The following is a 23,250-nucleotide window of genomic DNA, read 5'->3' as shown; positions in this document are numbered from 1 at the left end:
GTGATGAATGATTTGAGTCTTGATTTGACCGCACCACAGACCCTGGCCCTGAGCCCCGAGCAGCGTGCCTGCCTGCTCGGCCATGATCCGGCCCGGGCTGACGCCGGCAGCCATCGACTGCGCCTGGCGCTGACTGCGGCACAGGTGCCGGCGGACATCCAGGCGGCCCTGCAAGGCTATTCGGCGAGCCAGCCGATTCTCGCCGCCTGCTGGCTGCAAGTACCGGGGTTGCGTGGTTGGCGTCAGGCCTTGCCCAATCAGGGTGGGGCAATACGCTGGGTCGGGCTGGACACCCAGGCAGCGGCCTTGAACCTGGCCCCGGACGAAGTGCTGGCGGTCAGCCAGCGTACCCTGGCCAACGGCGGGGTCGAGCTGGAATTCGTTGCCGCTGCCCTGGCCCTGGACCCACCGAGCCTGGAGCAACTGGTGGCTGAGGTATTGGCGCTGGCCAATGGTGAGGCGCCGACCTTCAACGAAGTGGGCTACGAACACTATGTGCAATGGCGCCAGGACATGGCCGCCGATGCAGACGCTGCCCAGGGCCGTGCCTATTGGCAACACGCCGGGGTTGATCCGGCCCGGGGTGACGCCCTGCATCTGGGCCTGCGCGGCAACCCGCAGCCCTCAGGGGCGCTGCGTCAGACCCTGCAGCTGGAAGTGCCGCTGTCGGATCTGGATGGCGCCCTGGCCCTGGCCGACTTCCTCGGCCAGCCTCTGGACTTGGTGCTGCAAGGCTTGTGGTGGGTGCTGCTGGGGCGCCTGAGCGGTCAGCGCGGTTTTGTCGCTGGCTGGTTGCATGATTGCCGCAGCGACTACGACCACTTCGAGAACACCCTGGGGGTGTTCGAAAAAATCCTGCCGTTGCGGGTCGAGCTGGACCCGGCGCGCCATCTCGGCGAATGGTTGCAACAGGCCGAAGAACGCCTGGGGGATCATCTGGGCTGGCAGGAGTACTGCCCGATCGAGGCGCCCACCAGCGCCGCGCCGCTGCTGGCGGGGTTTGTCTTTGAACAGGCGCACATCGATCCACGCCAGGTGCTTGCCTATCCGCACCGGGGGGCCTTCGAATTGTTGTTGAGTGCCCGGGTCCGGGGCCAGACCCTGTTCCTGAATATCCAGGCCAATGGCGCGGCCTACAGCGCCGCCAGTATCGAGGTGCTGCTGGAACAGTACCGCACCCTGCTGCAACAGCTGCCGGGTGATGGCGCCGTGACCCTCGACGACCTGGAGCCGGTGGGCGCCCGGGAGCGCCAGCGGCTGTCGGGCCTGGCCCCGCAGCAGCCGGTGCAGAGCAATGACGGGCTGGCGCAGTGTCTGGCCCGGCATGCCCGGCAAACCCCGCAGGCCATGGCCCTCAGCGATGGCCGCCAGCAGCTGGATTATGCCGGCTTGCAGCAGACCGTCACACGCATGGCCGGCTGGTTGCAAGGGCAGGGTGTCGGCGTGGGGCAATGCGTGGCCATCGAGACCGAGCGCTCGTTGCAAGGGGTGCTGCATATCCTTGCGGTGCTGGTGGCCGGGGCTTACTACTTGCCGCTGGAACCGGCCTGGCCGGCGGAGCGCCGTCACGATCTGTTGACCCGCGCCGAACCGGCACTGGTGCTGTGCGATCCGGCGTCCAGCAGTGCTCGTGGCCCCTGGCCGAGCGCCAGTCTGGAGCAGGCGGGCAGGGATGCCGAATTGCCGTTCCAGGCACCGCAACTGACTGACCGGCACCTGGCGTACCTGCTATTTACGTCCGGCTCGACCGGGGCACCCAAGGGCGTGCTTGTGGAGCACGGCGCGCTGGGCAACTACGCCCGCTCGGCCAGCGCAGCCCTCGGTCTGCAAGCCGGCATGCGCCTGGCACTCACCAGTCCGCTAAGCGTCGACCTGGGCCACACCTTGCTGTTCGGCGCCTGGCAGGTCGGCGCCGGGCTGGTGATCGCCGCCGCGGAGGATCTTGTGGATGGCGCGGCATTCAGCCGCTTTTTGCTTCGGGAACGACCGGACGTGGCGAAATTCGTGCCTTCGCACCTGGCGGCCTTGCTCGAAGGACATACCCCGCCGTTGCCCGAAACCCTGATCCTGGGGGGCGAAGCCACGCCGCAACGTCTGGTGGAGCAACTGTTCAAGCGGGCGCCGGGCTTGCGCCTGTTCAACCACTACGGCCCCACCGAAACCACGGTCGGGGTGATGTTTCACCCCCTGCGGGCCGACGCCCCGGACCGCGATGAGCGGGTGCCCCTGAGCCGTGTCCTTGACGGCAATCGCGTGTACCTGCTGGACCAGCGCCTGCGACTGGTACCCACCGGTGCCCTGGGTGAGCTGTACATCGGCGGAGCCCAGCTATGCCGTGGCTACCTGGGGCAAGCCAGTGCCGAGTGCTTTATCGAGGATCCGTTCCTGGCGGGGCAGCGTCTGTATCGCTCCGGCGACCTGGGCCGCTATCGGGCCGAAGGCGGCCTGCAACTGGTTGGCCGTCAGGACCAGCAGGTCAAGTTGCGCGGCCAGCGCATCGAGCTGGGTGAAATCGAGGCGGCGCTGCTGGCCTTGCCCGGGGTCGAACAGGCTGTGGCCCGGCTGTGGTCGCCCGGCGATGGCGCGGCCAGCCTGATCGCCTACGTGGTGCTCAACGAGGATGCCGCTGAAGGTGCCCTGGAACAGTTGCCCCGGGCCCTGGCCGCGCGCCTGCCTGAAGCCTTGTGCCCGGCGCGCTTGCTGGCCATGCCGAGCCTGCCCCGTCTGGCCAACGGCAAGGTCGATCGCTCAGCCTTGCCCGATCCGGGCCAGCAGGTACCCCGGCAACCGGTACGGGCCCCCACCAGCGAACTGCAAGCCTGCCTGCGCGATGCCATGGCCGAATTGCTGGAGTGCCCGCCGGACGCTTTGGGGGTGGACCACGACTTCTTTGAGGCCGGTGGCCACTCACTGCTGGTGATCAAGCTGGTGGCGCGCCTGCGCACGATGTTCAAGCTCGAAGTCGCCCCCGGGCTGGTGTTCGATCATCCCAGTGCCGCCGGTCTGGCCGAGGCCCTCGGTGAACTTGCAGAGCCCCTGCGCCTGGAAAAGATCGCTCGCCTGCGCCGCGAGCTCGACAGCCTCAGCGATCAACAACGCGCCGAGCTACTGGCCCAGGCCCGCGCCGCCCGGGGCCTGACGACCCACTGAAAACAGGCCGGCTGAGGCCGGCTTTTTTTATTCCGCACTGGATTGACCATGACCGATATCGACCGCGACCAATTGCTTGCCCTGTTACTTGATGATGACGCGCCAGCCGCACCCGTCGGGCCGGGCCGGCGCACCGAGCCGGGGCCGGCGCCGCTGTCATTCGCCCAGCGCCGCTTGTGGTTTCTCCAGCAGTACGAAGTACAGAGCCCGGCTTATAACTCGGCCCGGGCGCTGCGGATTCAGGGCCGGCCGGATGTCGGGGCCCTGGAGGCCGCCTTGCGCCGCCTGATCGAGCGCCATGCCAGCCTGCGCACCCGCTTCGTGCTGGTGGATGAGCAGCCGCTGCAGGTCATCGAACCCGCTGTGGATTTTCATCTTGAATGCGTGACCCTGGCGGCCGGCGCCGACCTGCAAGCCGAACTGCGCCAGCGGGTTGCCGTGCCGTTTGACCTCGGTTGCGCACCGTTGCTGCGGGCCAGCCTGTTGTGCGACGGCGAGGGGTCGGTGTTGCTGTTGTGCCTGCACCACATCGTCGCCGATGCCTGGTCCAACCCGTTGCTGATCGCCGACCTGGGCCGGGCCTATGCCGCGGCTCTGGACGGCAATGACCGGCCGTTGCCGGGTTTGTCCCTGGAGTACGCCGACTACGCGACCTGGCAGCGCCAGCACTTTGCTGGCCAGGGCGCTGCTGCAGGCCAGGGCTACTGGCGCCAGTACCTGGGCCAGGACGTGCCGGTGCTGGAATTGCCCAGCGACCGCCCGCGCAGCGCAGCGCCACGGCTGCAGGCCGCGCGCCATGATCTCCGGCTGCCGGACGCTGTGGCCCGAGCGCTGCGTGAATGGTGCCGGGCGCAACATTGCTCGCCCTTCGTGCTGCTGCTGGGGGCCTGGCAAGTACTGCTGGCGCGCTACAGCGGCCAGCGCGATTTCGCGGTCGGTGTGCCCAACGCCGCACGCAGCCATGCCCAGGTCCAGGAGATTGTCGGGTTCTTCGTCAACACCCAGGTCTATCGCGCCCGGCTCGATCCACAACTGACCACCCGCGAGCTGTGCAGCCGCCTGCGGGATGAAAGCCGGATTGCCCTGGAACACTCGGACTTTCCCTTCGAGTGCGTGCTGGACGGTCTCAACCTGACCCGCGACCTGCGCCACACGGCGCTGTTCCAGGTGCTGTTCAACTTCCGCCACTCACGGGACGCCCAGCCCTTGCAGTTGCCGGGGCTGGAGGTGGAGGTGCTGGATGTCGAGCTGGAAAGCGCGCGTTTCGACCTGACCCTGGATGTTATCGCCGGCCCCGACGCCATCGATTGTCGTCTGGAGTATGTGACTGAGCTCTACGACGCCCCGACCATTGAGCGCCTCGGCCAGCACCTGTGCCAGCTGTTGCAGGGCATGCTCGCAGCGCCCGACCGTCCGGTGTTCAGCCTGCCGTTGCTGGACGCGGGCGAGCAGGCGCAACTCACTACATGGAACGCGACAGCGAGCCGCTACCCCGAGTACCCGAACCTTCCTGCCCTGATTGCGCAACAGGTGCGTGCCACCCCCGATGCCCTGGCACTGGTGTATGGCCACACGCAACTGAGCTATGGCGAGCTGGATGCCCGGGCCAATCAGCTGGCCCACTGGCTGCAAGGCCAGGGCATTGGTCCGGACGTGCCGGTGGCGGTGTGCGCCGAGCGCTCGGTGGAATTGGTGGTGGCGCTGTTGGGGGTGATCAAGGCCGGTGGCGCGTACCTGCCCCTGGACCCGGATCTGCCCCTTGAGCGTCTGCAAGGGATGCTGGCCGACAGTGGCAGCCCGTTGTTGCTGACCCAGAAATACTTACTGGAGAAGTGGTCCGGCGCTACCGATGTACCGGTACATGCACTGGGAAACCTGGCGCTGGCGACCCAGCCGCAGACCGCGCCCCGGGTCGATATCGCCCCGGAAAACCTGGTGTACTGCCTGTATACCTCGGGTTCCACCGGCAAGCCCAAGGCGGTGGGTAATCGCCACGCCGGGTTGCTCAATCGCCTGCAATGGATGCAGGCCGAATACGGCCTGAACGCCAGCGACCGGGTGCTGCAAAAAACCCCCTACAGCTTCGACGTCTCGGTCTGGGAGTTCTTCTGGCCGCTGCTCAGCGGCGCGGCACTGGTGATGGCGCCGCCGGGTGCCCACCGTGATCCACAGGCCTTGCGTGAACTGATCGTCGAGCACGGCATCACCACGCTGCACTTCGTGCCGTCGATGTTGCAGGCCTTTGTGTCTGCCGGCGAACTACCCCTTTGCACCTCACTGAAACGGATCATTTGCAGTGGAGAAGCCTTGCCGGCCGAGTTGCAGCGTCAGGTGCTGGGACAAACCGCCAGCCAGTTGCATAACCTCTACGGCCCGACCGAAGCGGCCATCGACGTCACTTTCTGGGCCTGCCGCGAAGACGGCAACAGCGTGCCCATTGGCCGCCCGATCGCCAATACGCAAATCCATATTCTCGATGCCGAGCTCAATCCTGTGCCGGTGGGAGTGGCAGGTGAGCTGTACATCGCCGGAGTCAATCTGGCCCGGGGTTATCTGGGTCGTCCTGCGCTGACCGCCGAACGCTTTGTCGCCAATCCCTACGGCGCTCCCGGGGAGCGCATGTACCGCAGTGGCGACCTGGCACGCTGGCGCGCCGATGGCGCCATCGATTATCTGGGCCGTCTGGATCATCAGGTCAAATTGCGCGGTCTGCGTATCGAACTGGGGGAGATTGAAGCGCTGTTGCTGAGCCACGCCAATGTTCAGGAAAGCGTGGTCATAGCCCGGGACGACAAGCTGATCGGCTACTGGGTGGGCGCTGCCATCGAGGAAGAAGCACTCAAGGCCCATCTGGCCCGCCACCTTCCTGAATACATGGTGCCGTGGCGCCTGCTGCAGTTGGAGGCGATGCCGCTGTCAGCCAACGGCAAGCTGGATCGCAAGCAGTTGCCGCAACCCCAGGGGCAGGTGACCGAAGACTATGTGGCACCCGCCAGCGAAATCCAGCAGACCCTGGCGACCATCTGGGCCGAGGTGCTGGGTCAGGAACAGGTCGGGATCAGCGACAATTTCTTCGAGCTGGGGGGCGATTCCATTCTGTCCCTGCAAGTGATCAGCCGGATGCGCCGCGCCGGTTGGCAGCTCAATCCGCGGGACCTGTTCGAGCATCAAACCATCGCTGCCCTGGCCCGTGTCGCCGTACCTCTGGAGCAGGCCAGCGCTGACAGCGGTCCGGTTCAGGGCGCGGCCCCGGTCACCCCGATTCAGGCGCATTTTTTCGCCCAGGCGGTGCCGGTTGCGGGCCACTGGAACCAGGCATTATTGCTGCGCCCGCTGCACAGCCTGGAGCCTGCTGCTCTGGATGAGGCACTGACCGCGCTGTTCGCCCACCACGATGCTTTGCGCCTGCAATTCCGGCAGCTGGACGGGCAGTGGAGCGCCAGTCATGGCACCGACGCCCCCGGGTTGCTGGAGTGCTTGACCCTGAGCCGGCCCGAGGCGATCAGCGCCGTATGCGAAGCGGCCCAGCGCGGTTTTCAATTGGGTCAGGGGCCTTTGTTCAAGGCAGTGCTGATGCAACTGGGCGATGGTCAGCAACGGCTGTTGCTGGTGGCCCATCACCTGGTGGTGGATGGCGTGTCCTGGCGCATCCTGCTCGAAGATCTGGCACAGCTTTATACCCAGGCGCTGGCCGGTTCAGCGCTGCATCTGGCTGCGCGTACCAGCAGTTTCAAGGCCTGGGGCGAGCACCTGGCCAGCTGGCAGCGCCAAGGGCTGGGCGACAGCGAGCTGGCCTACTGGCAGGCGTATGCCGAGACCACGGCAACCCCGTTGCGGGTGCCGCGCCCCCAAGGCAGCCGTGCCCTCGGCGCGACGGCCCGGGTGCAGGTGCAGCTCGACCCGGCGCGGACCCGCGCCTTGCTGGGGGCGGCCCACGCGGCCTATCGCACGCGGATCGACGAACTGCTGCTGGCCGCGCTGGCCCATACCCTGTGCCAATGGAGTGGTCAGCCGGCACTGGACATCCTCCTGGAAAGTCACGGCCGCACACCGGGGCCCGATGCCCCGACCCAACTGGACCTGAGCCGCAGCGTCGGCTGGTTCACCGCCCTGTACCCGTTGCGCCTGGCCCCCGGCAGCCGCGCACCCGGTGAAGCGATCAAGGCGATCAAGGAACAAGTGCGCCAGGTGCCCGGCCAGGGCCTGGGCTACGGCGTGTTGCGCTATCTGGGCGAGGACGATCTGGCCCGCCGGCTGGCGTGCCGCACGGCGCCGCAAATCACCTTCAACTATCTGGGGCAGTTCGACCCGGGCCGCCTGGCCGACGGCCTGTTCGACCTGGCCGGGGAACACCTGGGTGCGTCCCTGGACCCGAGTGCCGATGCCGACAGCGAATGGGTGATCACCGGTCAAGTGCGCGACGGCTGCCTGCAACTGAGCTGGCGCTATGGCTGCGAGCGTTTCGACAGCGAGCTGGTGCAAGGTCTGGCCGAGGACTACCTGGCGAGCCTGGGCACGCTGATCGACCATTGCCTGAGCCCCGGCGCTGCCGGGGTCACACCCTCGGACTTCCCGCTGGCGAGCATCAGTCAGGCGCAACTGGACGCACTGCCGGTGGCCGCCGCCGACCTCGAAGACCTTTACCCCTTGTCACCGCTGCAACAGGGCATGCTGTTTCATGCCCTGCAAGGCGCCGCGGGCAGTGCCTATGTCAATCAGGTCTGCGTGCCGCTGAGCGATGTCGATGGCCTGCGCTTCGCCGCAGCCTGGGAGCGGGTCAGCCATGAGCACGGGATCCTGCGGGCCGGTTTCGCCTGGGAAGGCGACTTGCCCCAGCCCCTGCAATGGATCCACCGCCAGTTACCTTCGCCGGTGCGCCATCTTGACTGGCGCGAACGCGGCGCCAAACAGGCGCGCCTGGAACTGGCCGAACTGGCCGATGCCGAGCGCGATCAGGGCTTCGACCTGCGCCGGCCACCGCTGCAACGGGTATTGCTGGTGCGTCTGGGCGAAAGCGCCTACCAATTGATCTGGACCCGCCATCACATCCTGCTCGATGGCTGGGCCACGGCGCGCCTGATCGAAGAAGTGCTGTTGCATTACCGCGGTCAGACGCCCGCGGCGGGGGCCAGCCGCTACCGCGATTACCTGGCCTGGCTGGGCCGTCAGGATGGCGCGTTGAGCCAGCAATTCTGGAGCCAGCAACTGTGCGAGCTGGAGCAACCGACCCTGCTGGCCGATGCCTTGCCGGCGGTGCCGGCCCGCAGCGGGCATGGTGACTTGCGCCTGCAACTGGCCCCGGACGTGACCTCGGCGCTGGGGGCGTTTGCCCGGCGCGAGCGGGTGACCCTCAACACCTTGCTGCAAGGTGCCTGGAGCCTGTTGTTGCAGCGCTACAGCGGGCAGCGCAGCGTGGCTTTCGGCGCCACAGTGGCCGGTCGCCCGACCGCCCTGGCCGATGCCGAGCACGTGCTGGGGCTGTTTATCAATACCTTGCCGATCATTCAGGCGCCCGGGCCGCAGCGCTTGCTGGGGGACTGGCTGCGGGATTTGCAATCGCTGAACCTGGCGGTACGTGAGCATGAACATACGCCGCTGTTCGATATCCAGCGTTGGGCCGGGCAGGGTGGCCGGGCGCTGTTCGACACTGTGCTGGTGTTCGAGAACTACCCGGTGGACAGCGCCCTGCGCAGCGGCAGCGGCGTGCAATTCGGCCAGGTGATTTCGCGGGAAACCACCCATTACCCCTTGACTGTGGTGATCCACGCGGGTGACACCCTGGACCTGCAATTGAGTTACCTGTTGAGTGCCTTCGACCCTGCCAGCGTGGCGCGCCTCGGTGAGCATTTGCAGAACCTGCTGCTGGCCATGGCGGCCGAGGCGCAGGGGCCGTCAAAGGTGCGCCTTGGCCAGTTGCAGATGCTCGATAGCGCAGAACAGCAGCGGCTCTCGCAGTGGAACGCGACCCGGTTCAACTATGCGCAGTACCCGAGCCTGCCAGCCTTGATTGCCGAACAGGTGCGCGCCACCCCCGATGCCCTGGCGCTGGTGTATGGCGACACGCAACTGAGCTATGGCGAACTGGATGCCCGGGCCAATCAACTGGCCCACTGGCTGCAAACTCAGGGCGTTGGCCCGGATGTACCGGTGGCGGTGTGCGCCGAGCGCTCGGTGGAACTGGTGGTGGCATTGCTGGGGGTGATCAAGGCCGGTGGCGCGTACTTGCCGCTGGACCCTGATCACCCGCGGGAGCGCCTGCAAAGCATTTTGACTGACAGTGGCAGCCCGTTGTTGCTGACCCAGGAACACCTGCTGGACAGCTGGTCCGGTGCTGCCGGTGTACCGGTGCATGCGCTGGAAAACCTGGCGCTGGCGACCCAGCCGCAGACTGCACCCAAGGTCGATATCAACCCGGAAAACCTGGTGTACTGCCTGTATACCTCGGGTTCCACCGGCAAGCCCAAGGCCGTCGGTAATCGCCATGCCGGGTTGCTCAATCGCCTGCAATGGATGCAGGACGAATACGGATTAAATGCCAGCGACCGGGTGCTGCAAAAAACCCCCTACAGCTTCGACGTCTCGGTCTGGGAGTTCTTCTGGCCGCTGCTCAGCGGCGCGGCACTGGTGATGGCACCACCCGGTGCCCACCGTGATCCACGGGCCTTGCGCGAACTGATCGTCGAGCACGGCATCACCACGCTGCACTTCGTGCCGTCGATGTTGCAGGCCTTTGTGTCTGCCGGCGAACTGCCCCTTTGCACTTCGCTGAAACGGATCATTTGCAGCGGCGAAGCCTTGTCGGCCGAGTTGCAGCGTCAGGTGTTGGGACAAACCGCCAGCCAGTTGCACAACCTTTACGGCCCGACCGAAGCGGCCATCGACGTCACCTCCTGGGCCTGTCGCGAAGACGGCAACAGCGTGCCGATCGGGCGTCCGATCGCCAACACGCAAATCCATATCCTCGATGCCGATCTCAATCCTGTGCCGGTGGGGGTGGCGGGCGAGCTGTACATCGCCGGGGTCAATCTGGCCCGGGGCTATCAGGGCCGTCCGGCACTGACTGCCGAACGCTTTGTCGCCAACCCCTACGGCGCTCCCGGCGAGCGTATGTACCGCAGTGGCGACCTGGCACGCTGGCGCGCCGACGGTGCCATCGACTACCTGGGCCGTCTGGATCATCAGGTCAAGTTGCGCGGCCAGCGAATCGAGCTGGGAGAGATCGAAGCAGTGTTACTGGCCCATGCCGCGGTGCACGAATGCGTGGTGATAGCCCGGGACAATCAGCTGCTCGGCTACTGGGTCGGCACCGACGCCGACGAAGCCGCGCTTAAATTTCATCTGGGTCAGCACGTTCCTGAATACATGGTGCCGTGGCGACTGCTGCAATTGCCGGCGATGCCGCTCTCGGCCAACGGCAAGCTGGATCGCAAGCAGTTGCCGCAGGTCGAGGCGCAAGCCGCTGCCACTGGCTATGTCGAGCCCCGCAATGACGCCGAGCGCGCCCTGGCCAGAATCTGGTCCGAGGTGCTGGGTGTGGAGCGGGTCGGTGTGACGGATGACTTTTTCGAGCTGGGCGGGCACTCGCTGCTGGCGACCCGCCTGGCCTCGCAGATTCGCCACCAGTTAGGCGTACAGATTCACCTCGGCGCGGTGTTCGAAACACCGACGGTCGAGGCGCTTGCTCGGCACCTGGAGCACATTCCGGCGCACGCCCCCGAAGATGAGGTGGACGCCATGACCCAATTGCTGAATGAACTGGAGCGCATTGAATGAATGACCTGAGCCAAGCCCGAGGCCCCAGCCACCGTGACGATCCGTTGCGCCCGCTGGCCGAACGGCTCAATGCTCTTCCAGGGGAAAAGCAGCGGCTGTTCCTGCAACAGCTGCGGGAAAAAGGCATCGATGCCCGGCGTCTGCCAATAGTCCCGGCACCTGCCGGGGCTGCGGGTGCGCTGTCCTACAGCCAGCACCGGCTGTGGCTGCTGTGGCAACTGGAACCGACCTCAAGCGCTTATCACATTACCGGCGGGCTGCAACTCACCGGGGAACTCAACGAGGCGGCGCTGGACGCTGCCCTGGCCGATATCGTCGCCCGCCACGCAGTACTGCGCAGCGACTTTCCCGAAGAGGGCGGCGAGCCCCGGGTGCGGGTACATGGCGCCTCTGAGTGCGGGCTGGTATTCGCTCGCGAAGACCTCAGCGAATTGTCGCCCCGGGCCCGGGACGCAGCCTTGATGCGCCTGGCCCAGGATCAGGCGCGGCAACCCTTCGACCTGACCCTGGGGCCTTTGCTGCGCCTGTGTCTGGTGCGTTGCGCCGAGCAGCGTCACGCCTTGCTGGTGACCCTGCATCACATCGTTGCCGACGGTGTGTCGATGGAGCTGTTTGTCCAGGAAATGGCCAGCGGTTATGCCCGTCACCTGGGGGGCGACGCCAGCCCTTTGCCCGACCTCGATGTGCAATACAGCGACTATGCGCGCTGGCAGCGGCTGTGGCTGGAGTCCGGCGAGAGCGAGCAGCAACTGGCCTATTGGCGCGAGCGCCTGGGCAGTGAGGAACCGGTGCTGGAGTTGCCGGTGGACCACCTGCGTCCCGGCTTGCCCAGCTACCGTGGGGCGCGGGTCGGCAAGACCTTGCCCGATGCCACCAGCAGCCGCTTGCGCCAGTTCGCCCGGGAGCAACAGGCCACGCCGTTCATGGTTCTGCTGGCCGCCTACGGTGTGTGGCTCAGCCGCCTGTGCGGCCAGGGGCAATTGCGGGTCGGGATCCCGGTGGCCAATCGTCAGGCGCAAGCGACCCAGGGTTTGATCGGTTGCTTCGTCAACACTCAGGTCTGGCCGCTGCAGATCTCGCGCCGCCAATCCTTTATCGATCAGCTCAAGGCTGTGCGTGAGCAAGCGTTGCAGGCCCAGGCCCATCAGGACCTGCCTTTCGAACAATTGGTCGAAGCGCTGCAACCCCAGCGCAGCCTTGGCCGCAACCCGCTGTTCCAGGTGCTGTACAACCACTTGCAGCGCGGCGACAGCCAGTTGCAGGCGGGCGGGCTGGTGTTCGAGCGCCTGGAGCAGGCTGCCGAAACCGCTCAGCTGGACCTGGCCCTGACCACCGAGGAAAACCCTCAGGGTCAGATCACCGCCACCTTCAGTTACGCCACCGACCTGTTCGAAGCGTCCACCGTGCACGCCTGGCACACGCATTTTCTGTACCTGCTCGAGCAATTGCTGGAGCAGCCGCAACGCGCGCTGCATGAACTGCAGCCGCTGACAGCGGCGGAGCAACAGCAACTGACAGGCTGGAATGCCACCCGCGAAGACTATCCGCAGTACCCGAGCCTGCCAGCCCTGATCGCCGAACAGGTGCTTACCACCCCCGATGCCCTGGCGCTGGTGTATGGCGACACGCAACTGAGCTATGGCGAGCTGGATGCTCGGGCCAATCAACTGGCCCACTGGCTGCAAGGCCAGGGCATTGGTTCGGACGTACCGGTGGCGGTGTGCGCCGAGCGCTCGGTGGAATTGGTGGTGGCGCTGCTGGGGGTGATCAAGGCCGGTGGCGCGTACCTGCCACTGGACCCGGATCTGCCCCTTGAGCGTCTGCAAGGGATGCTGGCCGACAGTGGCAGCCCGTTGTTGCTGACCCAGAATCACTTACTGGAGAAGTGGTCCGGCGCTGCCGATGTAGCGGTGCATGCACTGGAAAACCTGGCGCTGGCGACCCAGCCGCAGACTGCACCCAAGGTCGATATCAACCCGGAAAACCTGGTGTACTGCCTGTACACCTCGGGCTCCACTGGCAAGCCCAAGGCGGTCGGTAATCGCCACGCCGGGTTGCTCAATCGCCTGCAATGGATGCAAGCCGAATACGGATTAAATGCCAGCGACCGGGTGCTGCAAAAAACCCCCTACAGCTTCGACGTCTCGGTCTGGGAGTTCTTCTGGCCGCTGCTCAGCGGCGCGGCACTGGTGATGGCGCCACCGGGTGCCCACCGTGATCCACAGGCCTTGCGTGAACTGATCGTCGCGCACCGCATCACCACGCTGCACTTCGTGCCGTCGATGTTGCAGGCCTTTGTGACTGCCGGCGAACTGCCCCTTTGCACCTCACTGAAGCGGATCATTTGCAGCGGTGAAGCCTTGCCGGCCGAGTTGCAGCGTCAGGTGCTGGGGCAAACCGCCAGCGAGTTGCACAACCTCTACGGTCCGACCGAAGCGGCCATCGACGTCACCTCCTGGGCCTGTCGCGAAGACGGCAACAGCGTGCCCATTGGCCGCCCGATCGCCAATACACAAATCCATATTCTTGATCCCGATCTCAATCCGCTGCCGGTGGGCGTGGCAGGCGAGCTGTACATCGCCGGGGTCAATCTGGCCCGGGGCTATCAGGGCCGTCCGGCACTGACTGCCGAACGCTTTGTCGCCAATCCCTACGGCGCTCCCGGGGAGCGCATGTACCGCAGTGGCGACCTGGCACGCTGGCGCGCCGATGGCGCCATCGACTATCTGGGCCGTCTGGATCATCAGGTGAAATTGCGTGGTCTGCGTATCGAACTGGGGGAGATTGAAGCGCTGTTGCTGAGCCACGCCAATGTTCAGGAAAGCGTGGTCATAGCCCGGGACGACAAGCTGATCGGCTACTGGGTGGGCGCTGCCATCGAGGAGGATGTCCTCAAGGCCCATCTGGCCCGCCACCTCCCTGAATACATGGTGCCGTGGCGTCTGCTGCAATTGCCGGCGATGCCGCTGTCGGCCAACGGCAAGCTGGATCGCAAGCAGTTGCCGCAACCCCAGGGGCAGGTGACCGAAGACTATTTGGCACCCGGCAGCGAAATCGAACAGACCCTGGCGACCATCTGGGCCGAGGTGCTGGGCCAGGATCAGGTAGGGCTTGGCGACAACTTCTTCGAACTGGGCGGCGACTCCATCCTGTCCCTGCAAGTGATCAGCCGGGTGCGTCAGGCCGGCTGGCAACTGAGCCCCCGCGACCTGTTCCTGCACCCGACACTGGCGGCCCTGGCCCGGGCGGCGCGCTGCGTGACCCAGGGTGGCGAGCTGCAGCAGGCGGTAACGGTCGGCCCGGCGCCACTGACACCGATCCAGCAGTATTTTTTCGGCCAGGATATCCCGCAGCGTCAGCACTGGAACCAGTCGGCGTTATTGCGCCCGTTGCAGGCGCTGCAGGTCGAACCCCTGCGCGCCAGCCTGGCGGCCCTGGCCCAACAGCATGCCAGCCTGCGCCTGCGCTACGAACAGGACGCCATGGGCGTCTGGCAACAAGGCTACAGCGAGCACTGCGCCGAGGACTGGCTGGTGGAAGTGGATGCCCCGGACGCCGAGGTGTTCCTGCGCGAGGCCGAGCGCTTGCAGACCAGCCTGGATCTGGGCCGCGGCCCTCTGCTGCGGGCCGCCTTGCTGACCCTGGGGGATGGCAGCCAGCGCCTGCTGATCGTGGTTCATCACCTGGTGGTGGACGGCGTGTCCTGGCGTGTCCTGGTGGAAGATTTGCAGCAGGCCTATCGCCAGCTGACGGCCGGCCAGAGCGTGACCCTGGCACCGGTGGGCGCCAGCTTCGCCCAGTGGGGCCAGCGTTTGCAGGCATTCGCCGCCAGCCCGGCGCTGCTCGATGAACTGCACTACTGGTGCGCGCAGACCGCAGGGCAGCCGCTAATGGCTTTGGGCTGTGAAGGCCAGGCCGTGGAGCGCCGCCTGCGCCTGCCGGCGGAACTGACCCGGCGTTTGCAAAAAGAGGCGCCGGCGGCCTATCGCACGCGTCTGGATGAATTGTTGCTGGTGGCCCTGGCCCGGGTCCTGTGCCGCCAGAGCGCACAGGACGGCCTGAGCGTCGAGCTCGAAGGCCATGGCCGCGATGCGTTGCCCGCACCTTTCGGCGAAGGCCTGGATATCGAGCGCAGCGTCGGCTGGTTCACCAGCCTGTACCCGGTGCGTCTGAGCCCGGGCCCGGGGGATCTGGGCTCGGCGATCAAGGCGATCAAGGAACAACTGCGTCAGGTGCCGAACAAGGGCATCGGCTACGGCGCGTTACGCTATCTCGGCCCGGCGTCTGCCCGGGCATTGCTTGAGGCACAGCCGCGGCCACAGGTGATGTTCAACTACCTGGGGCAGTACGACACCAGCCTCGATGGCCAGCGCCTGTTTGCCCTGGCCGGCGAACCCCAGGGCCGCCAGCGCGACGATGCTGCACCGCTGAGCCATGCCTTGACCCTCAACGCCCGCCTGGTGGAAGGCCAGTTGCAATTCGACGGCCGCGCCGATGCCCGGCACTACAGCGCTGCGCAGCTGGAAGCCCTGCTGGACGACCTGCGCGCCGAGCTGAGCTTGCTTGGCGCCTATTGTCTGATCCCGGAAAACGCCGCGCTGACCCCGGCCGATGTGCCGCTGGCGGGCTTGAGCCAGGCCCGGCTCGACGCTTTGCCCCTAGCGGCCCGCGATGTCGAGGACCTGTACCCGCTGTCGCCGCTGCAACAGGGGCTGCTGTTCCACAGCCTGCAAGGGGATGCCCGGTCGGCCTACGTCAACCAGATCGACGTGGTGCTCGAAGGCCTCGACCTGCAACGCTTCCTGCAGGCCTGGGAAACCACGGTTGAGCAGCACGCGACCTTGCGCAGCCTGTTCCTCTGGGAAAGCGGGCTCGATACGCCGTTGCAAGCCGTATTGCGCCGTGGCCCGGCCGTAGCGCAATTGCACGACGCCCGCGGGCTCAGCCAGCAAGAGCTGGATGATTGGGCCCGCCGCGAACGCGCCGAAGGTTTCGAGCTGGACCGCTTGCCGCTGCAACGGGTGCAGTTGCTACGTCTGGACGCCACTCGCTGCCGGATGATCTGGACCTTCCACCACATCCTGCTGGACGGCTGGAGCAGCGCGCGACTGATCGGCGAAGTGCTGCAACATTACGCCGGTGAACGGCCGCGGGCACCCCGCAGCCAGTATCGCGACTACATCGCCTGGCTCGGCGCCCAGGATGAACAGGCGGCCGAGGCCTGGTGGCAAGGGCGTCTGGCAACCCTGGATGGCCCGACTTTGCTGGCCCAGAGCCTGCCGCCCCGGGACACCCGGGACCTTGCTCAGGCCCTCGGTCACGGGGTGATCCGTGGCGGTCTGTCGGCGGCAGACAGCCAGCGCCTGCGCCAGTTTGCCCGGCGCCAGCGGGTGACCCTCAATACCCTGGTGCAGGGCGCATGGATTCTGCTGCTGCAAACCTACACCGGCCAGTCCCGGGTGGTGTTCGGCACCACGGTCTCGGGCCGTCCTGCGGCCCTGGATGATGCCGAAGCGGTGGTGGGCCTGTTTATCAATACCGTGCCGGTGATCGCTGGCGGTGCTCCGGCACAGCCGGTGGGCGACTGGTTGCGCGAGCTGCAGGCCAGCAGTGCCGATGCCGGCGAGTTCGAGCACACTCCGCTGGCCGATATCCAGCGCTGGGCGGGGCTCAGCGGTCAAAGCCTGTTCGACAGCCTGCTGGTGTTCGAGAACTACCCGGTCGATCACGCCATGCGCCAGCGCAGCGGCGTGCGTATCGAAGCCTCCAGCACCCTTGAAGCCACCCACTATCCGTTGTCCCTGGCGATCTTCGCCGGCGAGACCCTGGACATCACCTTTGGCTACCGCCGTGATGCGTTCGCCCCGGAGCGGGTCGAGGCCCTGGCCGGACACCTGCAGCAGCTGTTGCTTGGCCTGTGTGCCGATGCGCTGCAGCCGTTGGCCGCACTCAGCCCGCTGAGCGCGGGCGAACAGGCTCAACTCATGGCCTGGAGCCGCTCGGACTACGCGGCCCCGGCCTTCACCAGTGTCCAGCAGCGTATTGCTGCCCATGCCGCGGCCGATCCGCAGCGCATTGCGCTGATTTGCGAGGGGCAGCAGTTGAGCCGTGGCGAACTGGAGGCACAGGCCAACCGCCTGGCCCATGCCTTGATCGCCCGTGGTATCGGACCCGAGGTTCGGGTCGGGGTCGCTTTGCAGCGTTCCAACCGCCTGCTGGTGGCGTTGCTGGCAGTGGCCAAGGCCGGTGCGGCTTTCGTCCCCCTGGCTCTGGATTACCCGCGCGAACGTCTGGGTTTCGTCCTGGCCGACAGCGGCATGAGCCTGTTGCTCACCGAGGGGATGGCCCTGGATCGCCTGCCGCAAACCCCGGGTCTGGCCATGCTCGACCTCGACCGGCTGGATCTGGACAACTACAGCGATCAGGTGCCCGGGGTTCAGGTGCATGCCCAGAATCTCGCGTACCTGATCTACACCTCCGGCTCCAGCGGCACGCCCAAAGGCGTGGCCGTGGCCCATGGCCCGTTGGCCATGCACTGTGATGCCACTGCGCCGCTGTACGACATGAGCGCCGAATCCCGGGAGTTCCACTTTATCTCCTTTGCTTTCGACGGTGCCCATGAGCGCTGGCTGACTGCACTGACCTGCGGTGCCAGCCTGGTGCTGCGCGACGAAGAACTGTGGTCTGCGGCGCGCACCCTGCAGACCCTGGAAGAGCAGCAGGTCACCAACGCCGGCTTCCCGCCGGTGTATCTGACCCAACTGGCCGCCGAAGCCCGGGCCCGGGGCCGTGCCCCGGCGCTGGATCTGTACTCCTTCGGCGGTGAAGCCATGCCCCAGGCCAATTTCGAGCTGATCCGCCAGACCCTGGCGCCGCGCACCCTGATCAATGGCTATGGCCCCACCGAAACCGTGGTCACCCCCCTGGTGTGGAAGGTGCCGGCCAGTCAGGCCTGCCTGTCGGCCTACGCACCCATCGGCCGTCCTGTCGGCGACCGGCGTGCCTACATTCTCGACGCGCGCCTGCAGCCGGTGCCGGCCGGGGTCAGTGGCGAGCTGTACCTGGGCGGCAGCGGTCTGGCCCGGGAATATCACCGCCACCCGGCCATGAGCGCCGAGCGCTTCGTGCCTGACCCGTTCGGCGCACCGGGGGCGCGCATGTACCGCACCGGTGACCGGGTGTTGTGGGGCGTCGACGGGGTGATCGAATACGTCGGCCGCATCGATCAGCAAATCAAGATCCGTGGTTATCGCATCGAACCCGGGGAGGTCGAGGCGCATATCCAGCAACACCCGCAGGTGCAGACGTGCGTGGTGCTGGCCTTGCCTTCACCCACCGGCCCGCGACTGGTCGCCTATGGCGTGGCCAGCAGCCCGGCCGCCGAGCCGGGCCTGGAAGCGCGGGTCAAGCAGGCCCTGGTCGGGCATTTGCCGGACTACATGATTCCGGCCCGGCTGATCTGGCTGGAGCAGTTGCCGGTGACGCCGAACGGCAAGCTCGACCGGTCGGCCTTGCCGACCCCGGACTGGCAGGTGCAGGACTGGCAGGTGCAGGACGGCGAATTCGTCGCCCCCCTGGGCGAAGTGGAAACCGTGCTGGCCGGGATCTGGCAGCAGTTGCTGGGTACGGCGCGGGTCGGCGCCAGCGACAACTTTTTTGAATTGGGCGGCGACTCCATTGTTTCCCTGCAACTGGTGGGGCGTGCCCGTCAGGCCGGGGTGCTGTTGACCCCCAAGGATGTTTTCGAGCAACAGACCATTCGTGCTCTGGCCCAGGTGGCCAGGGTTGCGCCAAGTGTGGCCCGGGTCCAGGGCCCGGTGACCGGGCCGGCGGCCCTGACGCCGATCCAGGCCTGGTTCTTCGACAGCCCGATCACGGTTCGCCAGCACTGGAACCAGTCGGTATTGCTGCAACCGCGGGAAAACCTCGACCCGCTGCTGCTGGAGCGCGCCCTGCAAGCGCTGCTGGCCCAGCACGATGCCTTGCGCCTGCGCTTTACCCGGGACGCCCAGGGGGTGTGGCAGCAAAGTCACGCCGACACGGCGGCGGTACCCCTTGAACAGGTACGGGTCAGCGCCCCGGCGCAACTGGCCAGCGTTTGCAGCATCGTTCAGGCCGGCTTGAACCTGAGTGAGGGGCCGCTGTTGCGCGGTCTGTTACTGGACACCGGGGATGGCCAGCGGCTGTTGCTGGCCGCCCATCACCTGGTGGTGGACGGCGTGTCCTGGCGCATTCTGCTGGAAGACTTGCAGCGCGCTTATGGCCAGTTGCAGGCCGGCCAGGCGCTGGATCTTGGTAACAAAAGCAGTGCTTTCCAGCGCTGGGGCGAAGTGCTGCAGGCCGAGGTGCCAGCACGTCTGGCCGAGATGGACTTCTGGCGCGCCACCCTGGCCCCGGGGGCGGTCAGTCTGCCCTTGCTGGACCCGGCGGGCAGTCGCCGCCGCGATCAGGTGCGCGAGTGCCAGGTGCGGCTTGACCAGTCGTTGACCCGGCAGTTGCTGACCCGCGCACCGCTGGCCTATCGCAGTCGCGTCGATGAACTGCTGCTCACCGCTCTGACCCGGGTGGTGCTGCGCGAAACCGGTGGCGAAAGCCTGCTGGTCGGCCTCGAGGGCCATGGCCGCGAAGTGCCGGCGGGCTGTAGCGATGTGGACCTGAGCCGCAGCGTGGGCTGGTTCACCAGCCTGTATCCGGTGCGTCTGCAAACCGACCCGGGCGTGGCTGCGGGGGTGGCGATTCGCGGGATCAAGGAACAACTGCGCCAGGTGCCTGACCAGGGCATGGGCTACGGCTTGCTGCGCTATCTCGGCGAGCCCGGGGTGCGCGCCGAGCTGGCTGATGCCGCGCAACCGTCGATCACCTTCAACTACCTGGGCCAGACCGATCGCGGCCTGGATCACCAGGCCTTGTTCAGCATCGCTGCCGAGCGCGGCGGTGACGATCAGGCGGCCGATGCACCGTTGGGCAACGAATTGATCATCAATGCCCAGGTGCGCCAGGGTGAATTGCAGATGAACTGGCAATACAGCGGCGCGCGGCTGTCCAGGGCCTGGGTCGAGGGTCTGGCCGCTGCTTGCCGGGATGAGTTGCAAGGCTTGATCGAACATTGCCTGAGCCCCGACGCGCAACGCTTCACGCCGTCGGACTTCCCGCTGGCGGCGCTGGATCAGGATGCCCTGGAGCGCTTGCAACTGCCCGCCGATACCGAGTTGCTCTATCCGCTGTCGCCCTTGCAGCAGGGCATGTTGTTCCATGCCTTGCAGGCCCCCGGCGAAAGTCATTATCTCAACCAGTTGAGCCTGGCCATCGACGGCCTCGACGCCACGCGCTTCGCCCAGGCCTGGGACAGCACCGTGGCCCGGCATGACGTATTGCGTACCGGGTTCCTCTGGGAAGGACTGGACCAGCCATTGCAGGCCGTGCGCCGCAGCGTGCCGTCGCCGGTGCGCCTGCTCGACTGGCGCGAGCGCAGCGACCGGGTCACGGCGGTGGAGGATCTGGCTCGGGAAGAGCGCGAGGACGGTTTCGACCTCGCCCGGGCGCCCTTGCTGCGGGTGTTGCTGGTGCGCCTGGAGGATGAGCGCTACCAATTGATCCTCAGCAGTCATCACCTGTTGCTCGATGGCTGGAGCTCGTCGCGGCTGATCGCCGAGGTCTTGCAGCACTACCGGGGCACACCGCCCGCCGAAGTGGCGGGGCGTTTCGTCGATTACCTGCAGTGGCTGCAACAGCGTCACCCGGCCCAGCGTCAGGCCTTCTGGCGTGAGCGTCTGGCCGGGCTGGACGCGCCGACCCTGCTGGCCAATAGCGTCGAGGGTGCAGCCGTGGGCAGTGGTCACCGCCAGCACCACTGGCAGTGCGATGCGCAGCAGACCGCGCGGCTGGTGGCCATCGCCCGTCGCGAGCGGGTGACCCTCAACACACTGGTGCAAGGTGCCTGGAGCCTGTTGCTGCAACGCTACAGCGGCCAGGCCACGGTGGCGTTTGGCGCCACGGTGGCCGGGCGACCGGCGCAACTGGTGGATGCCGAACGTACCCTGGGGCTGTTCATCAACACCTTGCCGGTGATCCAGACGCCGCCGGCGCAACAGCCCCTCGGGGATTGGCTGCGCCAGTTGCAGGCCTTCAACAGCGCGTTGCGCGAGCATGAGCACACGCCCCTGTTCGAGATTCAGGGCTGGGCCGGGCAGGGCGGGCAGGCCCTGTTCGACACCTTGCTGGTGTTCGAAAACTATCCGGTGGAACAGGCCCTTGGCGAAGCCAGCGGTCTGGCTTTCTCGCCGCTGCAGCGCCACGAAACCACGCACTACCCGCTGACCCTGGTGATCCATGCCGGTGCGCAGTTGCAGATCGAATTCAGCTATCGCCGGGACGCCTTTGCCGAAGCCGACGTGGTGCGCTTCAGCGAGCACCTTGGCGGTTTGCTGCAACAGTTCGAAGACAGCACCCGGCCCCTGGCCAGCCTGACATTGCTGAGCCCGGCCGAGACCCGCCAGATTCAGACGTGGAATGCCACCGCCAACCGCTACCCCGAGCATCCGCACCTGGCGGCGATGATTGGCGAACAGGTGCGCGCCACCCCCGATGCATTGGCACTGGTGTATGGAGACATGCAACTGAGCTATGGCGAACTGGATGCCCGGGCCAATCAACTGGCCCACTGGCTGCAAACTCAGGGCGTAGGCCCGGATGTACCGGTGGCGGTGTGTGCCGAACGCTCCGTGGAGCTGGTGGTGGCACTGCTGGGGGTGATCAAGGCCGGTGGCGCGTATCTGCCGCTGGACCCGGACCACCCGCGGGAGCGGTTGCAAGGGATGCTGACCGACAGTGGCAGCCCGTTGTTGCTGACCCAGGCGCACCTGCTGGACAGCTGGTCCGGTGCTGCCGGTGTACCGATGCATGCACTGGAAAACCTGGCGCTGGCGACTCAGCCGCAGACTGCACCCAAGGTCGATATCGGCCCGGAAAACCTGGTGTACTGCCTGTATACCTCGGGTTCCACCGGCAAGCCCAAGGCCGTCGGCAATCGTCATGCCGGGCTGCTCAATCGTTTGCAATGGATGCAGGCCGAATACGGCCTGAACCCCGGCGACCGGGTGCTGCAAAAAACCCCTTACAGCTTCGACGTCTCGGTCTGGGAGTTCTTCTGGCCGCTGCTCAGCGGCGCGGCCCTGGTGATGGCACCACCCGGTGCCCACCGTGATCCGCAGATATTGCGCGAATTGATCGTCGAGCACGGCATCACCACGCTGCACTTCGTGCCGTCGATGTTGCAGGCCTTTGTGTCTGCCGGCGAACTGCCCCTTTGCACCTCACTGAAGCGGATTATTTGCAGCGGTGAAGCCTTGCCGGCCGAGTTGCAGCGTCAGGTGCTGGGGCAAACTGCCAGCCAGTTGCACAACCTCTATGGCCCGACCGAAGCGGCCATTGACGTCACGTCATGGGCCTGCCGCGAGGACGGCAACAGCGTGCCGATCGGGCGTCCGATCGCCAATACGCAAATCCATATTCTCGATGCCGATTTGAATCCTGTGCCGGTGGGGGTGGCCGGCGAGTTGTACATCGCCGGGGTCAATCTGGCCCGGGGTTATCTGGGTCGTCCCAGGTTGACCGGGGAACGCTTTGTCGCCAACCCCTACGGTGCTCCCGGCGAGCGCATGTACCGCAGTGGCGATCTGGCGCGCTGGCGCGCCGACGGTGCCATCGACTATCTGGGCCGTCTCGATCATCAGGTCAAGTTGCGCGGCCAGCGAATCGAGCTGGGAGAGATCGAAGCAGTGTTGCTGGCCCATGCCGCGGTGCACGAATGCGTGGTGATAGCCCGGGACAATCAACTGCTCGGTTACTGGGTCGGCACTGAGATCGACGAAGCGGCACTTAAATTTCATCTGGGTCAGCACGTTCCTGAATACATGGTGCCGTGGCGCCTGCTGCAATTGCCGGCGATGCCGCTGTCGGCCAACGGCAAGCTGGATCGCAAGCAGTTGCCGCAACCCGAAGGGCAGGGCGCAAGCAGCGGCCATGTAGCGCCGGGCAGCGATGCCGAACGGGCGCTGGTGGCCATCTGGCTCGAAGTACTGGGGCTGGAGCAGATCGGCGTCACCGACAGTTTCTTCGAACTGGGCGGGCACTCCCTGAGCGTCATGCAAGTGCGTGCCCAACTGCAGCAGCGCCACGGTTGTCACCTGCCGATCAACGCCTTCTTCGATCACGTCACCGTGCAGAAGTTGGCCCTACAACTGCCGGGCGATTTGTTCGCTGCGGCGGTCGAGCATCGCGAGCGCCTGGATGACATGGCCCGCTGGCTGGATGAAATCGAGGTTTGAG

At 66.2% G+C, this 23,250-nt stretch carries 3 protein-coding genes; all 3 read left to right on the top strand.

Annotated elements, in window-relative coordinates:
- Positions 1-3 precede the first annotated feature (3 nt).
- The 3 genes from FEZ21_RS16710 to FEZ21_RS16700 are packed head-to-tail and all read left to right on the top strand — an operon-like array spanning position 4 to position 23,249.
- Positions 4-3,150, top strand: coding sequence for an amino acid adenylation domain-containing protein (locus FEZ21_RS16710; protein ID WP_160627884.1), 3,147 nt, complete (start codon positions 4-6; stop codon positions 3,148-3,150).
- A gap of 48 nt (positions 3,151-3,198) precedes the next feature.
- Entirely contained in the window at positions 3,199-10,923 is a 7,725-nt protein-coding gene (locus FEZ21_RS16705) for a non-ribosomal peptide synthetase (RefSeq protein ID WP_160627882.1), read from the top strand.
- Positions 10,920-23,249 (top strand): non-ribosomal peptide synthetase, encoded by a 12,330-nt coding sequence (locus tag FEZ21_RS16700; RefSeq protein WP_160627880.1) that lies wholly within the window; start codon positions 10,920-10,922, stop codon positions 23,247-23,249. Before FEZ21_RS16705 ends, FEZ21_RS16700 begins: the two co-directional genes overlap by 4 nt.
- Position 23,250: the final 1 nt, after the last annotated feature.

The sequence above is a fragment of the Pseudomonas sp. 9.1(2019) genome (assembly GCF_009910445.1).
Classification (GTDB): Bacteria; Pseudomonadota; Gammaproteobacteria; order Pseudomonadales; family Pseudomonadaceae; genus Aquipseudomonas; species Aquipseudomonas paraversuta.
Note: the sequence above shows the minus strand (reverse complement) of the source record. Positions and strands in the feature narration are given on the sequence as shown.